The organism is Streptomyces anandii JCM 4720 (assembly GCF_014650655.1).
GTDB lineage: Bacteria > Actinomycetota > Actinomycetes > Streptomycetales > Streptomycetaceae > Streptomyces > Streptomyces anandii.
Genome location: NZ_BMVJ01000034.1, coordinates 48,548 through 49,967, shown reverse-complemented (window position 1 = coordinate 49,967; position 1,420 = coordinate 48,548). Strand labels below are relative to the sequence as shown.

The window sequence follows — 1,420 nt, the reverse complement described above, 5'->3', positions numbered from 1 at the left end:
CACATCGCCTCGAAGATCCGCTCCTGCTCCAGAGCGAACACCTCCGGATCCGTATAGGCAGAACCGGGAAGAGTGGCAATCAGACTGGGCGGCAGGCTGGTCGAGGTCACGGTGCACTCCTCGGGAGACGTCGTGGATCGGGTCGTTCACGCGCCGGGAAGAGCGGCTCGGGACGGCGTCGTGGTGGAAGCGGCGGTGCGCGGCCGTGTACCGGCGGCACACAAGGGCGGTGTCAGGACGTGCTCGCGGCGAGCTGCTTGCGCCAGCGGGTGAACTGCCGGGGCTGGTTCATCCCGAGCACGGCGACCGGGCGTCCCGCACGCCGGTAGACGGCCAGGACGTCGCGGTCGTCGGCCGCGCCCTCCTCGATGGTGACGCTGTCGGCGCCCGCCGCGTGGCCGGCGAACTGGATCTTCACGCCGTACTGGTCGGACCAGAAGTAGGGCGGCCGGGGCACGCCCGGTTCCACGGCGCCGTGGGCGAGCAGCGCGGCGATCGCGACGCCGGGCCGCTCCTGCGCACCGGTCCAGTGCTCGACGCGGCGGTGGGCGCCGGCGCGTGGGTCGTACCAGTTGGCGCAGTCACCGACCGCGACCACCCCGGCGAGGCTGGTGCGGCCGTCGGCGCCGCACTTGACGCCGTTGCCGAGCTCCACACCGGAGCCCTCGAGCCAGTCGACACACGGGCGGGCGCCCACGCCGACGACGACGGTCCCGGCCGGGATGCTGCGGCCGTCCTCCAGCAGGACGGCCTCCACCCGGCTCTCCCCGCTCAGGCCCTTCACCCCCACGCCGCACAGGAGCCGGACGCCGTGATCGGTGTGGAGCCCGGAGACGATGGTGCCCATCTCGGCGCCGAGGGGACCGGCCAGCGGAGTCGGGGCCGCCTCGATCACCGTCACGTCCAGCCCGAGTCCGTACGCCGTGGAGGCGACCTCGGCGCCGATGAACCCGCCGCCGATCACGACCAGCCGTCCGCCCCGGGCCAGGTCCTCGCGCAGGGCGCGGGCGTCGTCCAGGGTCCGCAGGACGTGCACCCCGGCCAGGCCCTCACAGCCGGGCAGGGTACGGGCGGCGGCACCGGTGGCGATGACGAGGCCGTCGGCCCTGACCTCGCGGCCGTCGGCGAGCCGCACGGCACGCCGGTTGCGGTCCAGCCCGGTGGCGCGGGTGCCGAGCAGCCACCGAGCCGCCAGGTCCTCGCCGTCCGTCTCCAGCGCCAGGTCCGCCTCGTCCAGGGTCCCGGTGAGGAACTCCTTGGACAGCGGGGGCCGGTCGTAGGGGCGGTGCGTCTCGTCACCGATGACGACGAGCTCTCCGTCGTAGCCCTGCTTGCGCAGCGAGCGCGCGGCCGACAGACCGGCCAGTGAGGCGCCCACCACGGCGACGGTTCTCACGCGGTCCCCCCGACCAGCCGGGAG

1 protein-coding gene is annotated in these 1,420 nt (G+C 74.3%); it reads right to left on the bottom strand.

The window, feature by feature from the left end:
• Positions 1-232 precede the first annotated feature (232 nt).
• Entirely contained in the window at positions 233-1,396 is a 1,164-nt protein-coding gene (locus IE249_RS33615) for an NAD(P)/FAD-dependent oxidoreductase (RefSeq protein ID WP_189711006.1), read from the bottom strand.
• Between the last annotated feature and the right edge of the window lie 24 nt (positions 1,397-1,420).